Genomic DNA, 3,344 nt, shown 5'->3' with positions numbered 1-3,344 from the left:
AGCCCGACCAGGTCGAGCAGCTCCTGCACGCGGCGCGCGCGGGCGGCGCGATCGGTGCGCAGGCCGTAGCCGATGTTGGCCGCGACATCGAGGTTCGGGAACAGCGCGTACGACTGGAACACGATGCCGTAGTGGCGCGCGGCGGGCGGCAGCCGGCCGATGTCGCGCCCGTCGAGCCACAGCGTGCCGGCATCCTGCGGCTCCAGCCCGGCGAGGATGCGCAGCAGCGTCGTCTTGCCGCAGCCCGAAGGCCCGAGCAGGCAGACGAACTCGCCGCGGCGCACCGCGAGGTCGATCCCGCCGAGCGCGGTGAAGCGGCCGAAGCGCTTGGCGATGCCGTCGAGGCGCAGCCAGCCGGCACCGGTGTCGAGGGCTGCCGCGGGGCCGGCCGCGGCGAGCAGCGCGCCGGCGTGGAARGCCTGCGGCTTCATGCGCGCTGCCCCAGCAGCGCCGTGACGCGCGGCAGGAAATGCGCGATCGGCGGTGTCTCGAGCCCCACCACCTTGGCGGCGTCGTCATGGCGGCGCAGCCGGATCGCGCGCTCGGCCTGGCGGTGGCTCTCGAACGCCGCGACCGCGCGCGGGCTCATCGCGCCGCCCTGCAGCGCGAGGCTGTGGCGCGACGCCTCGGACAACGCGTCCGCATAGCCCGCCTCGACCGCGCACAGGTAGCGCTTGGCCTCCACGTGCAGCCCGATCGGCTCGACCACGTCGGCCGGCAGCCAGGGCCGCAGGAAGGGCAGCACGCGGTGCTGGTGCAGGTCGTCGATGCCGCGCGCGAGCGCGTCGTCGCGCTGCGCGCTCAGCAGGTGGCCGAGGTCGTGCAACAGGCAGGCGACGACGAGCGCATCGTCGCCGCCCTGCTGCTCGGCCGCCCAGGCGCACTGCAGCGCATGCTCCGCCTGGCTGATGGCTTCGCCGCCATAGAGCGACGAGCCTTCGCGGGCGAACAGCGCCTCGATCGCGGCGGCGGTCAGCACGCGCGGGTCCCTGTCACTTCTTCGGTTCGGACTTGCCGTCGTAGCGGCGCGTCCATTCGGCGAGGATGCGTTCGCGGTTGGCGGCCGACCATTTCAGGTCCTGCTTGATCAGCAGCTGCTCGTAGTTGGCCGGGATCAGCGGGTTCGGCTTCGCGACGCCGGGGTAGGCGACGATCGCGAAATTCTTCTCGTACAGCTCGTTGGCGCCCTTCGAGGCCGACCAGTCGGCGAGCTTGCGTGCGGCCTCGAGGTTCTTCGTGCCCTGCATCACCGCGGTGGCCTCGACGTCCCAGCCCAGGCCGTCCTGCGGGAACACCAGGTCGATCGGCGCGCCTTCCTCCTTCAGCTTCGCGGCGCGGTACTCGAACGCGATGCCGATCGGGAACTCGCCGGCCGCTGCCTGCTTGCAGGGCTTGGAGCCGGAGTGGGTGTACTGCGCGATGTTGTCGTGCAGCCGGTCCATGTAGGCCCAGCCGTCCTTCTCGCCGTACATCTTGAGCCAGGCCGTCACGTCGAAGTAGCCGGTGCCGCTGGAGGCCGGGTTGGGCATCACGACCTTGCCGCGGTACTCGGGTTTCAGCAGGTCCTTCCAGGTCTCGGGCTTCTTCAGGCCGATCTTGGCGGCCTCGACGGTGTTGAAGCAGATCGCCGCGCCCCACACGTCCATGCCGACCCAGCTCGGCACCCTGGCATCGTCGACGTAGACCTTGCTGAGCTTGTCGACGCCCTTCGGCGCGTAGGGCTGCAGCATGCCTTCCTTCTCGAGCACCAGCAGCGAGCTGGCGGCGACGCCCATCACCACGTCGGCCTGCGGCGCGGCCTTCTCGGCCAGCAGCCGGGCGGTGATGATGCCGGTGGAGTCGCGCACCCACTTGATCTTCACGCCGGGATTGTCGGCCTCGAACTGCGCCTGGTAGGCCTTGATCTGGTCGGCCTCGAGCGCGGTGTAGACAGTCAGCGTGGTGTCGGCATGGGCGAGGCCTGCGGCGAGCAGGGCCAGCGCGGCCAGCGGTGAAGCGATGCGGCGAGCGTGCATGGGAACTCCGGGGGTGGACAACCGGAGCGACTGTAGGAACGCGACATGACGTCGTCGTGACGTCTAGATGACCGCGGCGCGGCAGGTGCTTCAGCCCGGCCGTGCGAGCAGCGCCGTCACGATCGCCCGCGTGTACCGGCTCGCGACCTCCGCGATGAAGCGGTTGAAGTCGACATGCGCCGCATCGTCGGCCCGGTCGGAGATCGTGCGCAACACCGCGAACGGCACGCCGAAGTCGTGGCACACCTGCGCGACGGCGGCGCCCTCCATCTCGACCGCCAGCGCGTCCGGCAGGCTCGCCTGCAGCAGCCGRCTCTCGCCCGCGCTGCTGACGAAGCGGTCGCCGCTGAGGATCAGGCCGCGCCGCAGCTGCGGATCGCGCACCCCGAAATCATCCAGGTGGGCGCGCAGAGGGGCCAGCACCGATGCGGCCGCCGCCTGCACCTCGGCCGACAGCGCCGCATCCGCCGCGAAGCGCGACAGCCCGTACAGCGGCACCTCGTGGCGCGGGAACAGCGGCGAGGCATCCATGTCGTGCTGCAGCAGCGTGTCGGCCACCACGATGTCGCCGACCTGCGCCGGGCCGAGGCCGCCGGCCACGCCGGTGAACAGCACGCGCTCGACGCCGAACTCGGCCAGCAGCAGCGTCACCGTCGTGGCGGCGGCCACCTTGCCGATGCGCGACAGCACCAGCACCGCGTCGTGCGCGCCGAGCCGGCCGCTCCAGAACTCGCGCCCGGCACGCTGCACGCAGCGCGCGCCGGACAACGCCTGCTGCAAGCCGTGCAGCTCCTGCGCCATGGCGCTGACGATCGCGATGCGTGACATCTTCACATGATGCCTGCCCGGCCTGTTACACGGCGTGCCGGACATGGCGTAACCTCCGTCGCCATTGCGCTCACTGGGAAGAGCAGTTGAACCACTCATGAGGCACACGCATTGACGTTTTCATCTTTCAATCGCCGCTTCGCGCCCTGGCTGTGCGGTGCCGCCCTCGGGTGGTCGGCGGCAGCGTCGGCCCAGTCGCCGGCCTGCGATCAGTTCAAGGAGGCGGTCTCCACGCGCATCCCGCCCGAGGTGCGCGGCGCGCTGGAGACGGTACCGGCCGCGACGCCGGTGCCGCCGGGTGCCAAGGTGGTCGGCACCTGCGACGGCGGCGCGTTCAAGATCCTGCACTACCGCCGCGGGTTGACGCCGCAGGGGGCGACTGCGGCCAGCGCACCCGGTGTGACGAACTCGACAAGCCCGGCCAGTCCGGCCAGCGCGGCGAGTGCCGTGGCCGTGGCGCCGCGGGTGGCGGGGCGTGCGTCGGCGCCGGCCGCGGCGGCA

The 3,344-nt window shown here is 71.5% G+C and carries 5 protein-coding genes; 1 reads left to right on the top strand and 4 read right to left on the bottom strand.

What is annotated here, in order from left to right; genetic code table 11:
- From AC1D01_RS26240 to AC1D01_RS26225, 4 genes are all read right to left on the bottom strand, one after another.
- On the bottom strand, nt 1-431 hold a 431-nt coding region (locus AC1D01_RS26240), incomplete at its 3' end, for an ATP-binding cassette domain-containing protein (RefSeq protein ID WP_477871595.1).
- Entirely contained in the window at nt 428-979 is a 552-nt protein-coding gene (locus AC1D01_RS26235; RefSeq protein ID WP_477871592.1) for a phosphonate degradation HD-domain oxygenase, read from the bottom strand. The genes AC1D01_RS26240 and AC1D01_RS26235, both read right to left, overlap by 4 nt.
- A 13-nt stretch (nt 980-992) precedes the next feature.
- The gene (locus AC1D01_RS26230) at nt 993-2,015 is read right to left on the bottom strand and encodes a putative 2-aminoethylphosphonate ABC transporter substrate-binding protein (protein WP_477871590.1); all 1,023 of its coding nucleotides are present in this window, start codon (nt 2,013-2,015) and stop codon (nt 993-995) included.
- 90 nt (nt 2,016-2,105) lie between these two features.
- Nucleotides 2,106-2,843, bottom strand: a complete 738-nt coding sequence (locus AC1D01_RS26225) for a 5'-methylthioadenosine/adenosylhomocysteine nucleosidase (RefSeq protein WP_477871588.1) — start codon at nt 2,841-2,843, stop codon at nt 2,106-2,108.
- Nucleotides 2,844-2,954: 111 nt separating this feature from the next.
- On the opposite strand from AC1D01_RS26225, the gene AC1D01_RS26220 reads away from it, so the two are divergent.
- Nucleotides 2,955-3,344 (top strand): DUF1161 domain-containing protein (locus tag AC1D01_RS26220; protein WP_477871586.1); only part of this gene is annotated, 390 nt, incomplete at its 3' end.

The sequence above is a fragment of the Rhizobacter sp. P3_B12 genome, assembly GCF_056402895.1.
The sequence above is the reverse complement of the archived record's forward strand: the minus strand, read 5'-3'. Positions and strand labels throughout refer to the sequence as shown.

Bases quoted from the DNA above. Each gene is read 5' to 3' on its own strand.
- AC1D01_RS26230 (WP_477871590.1), bottom strand. From the start codon at position 2,015: ATGCACGCTCGCCGCATCGCTTCACCGCTGGCCGCGCTGGCCCTGCTC.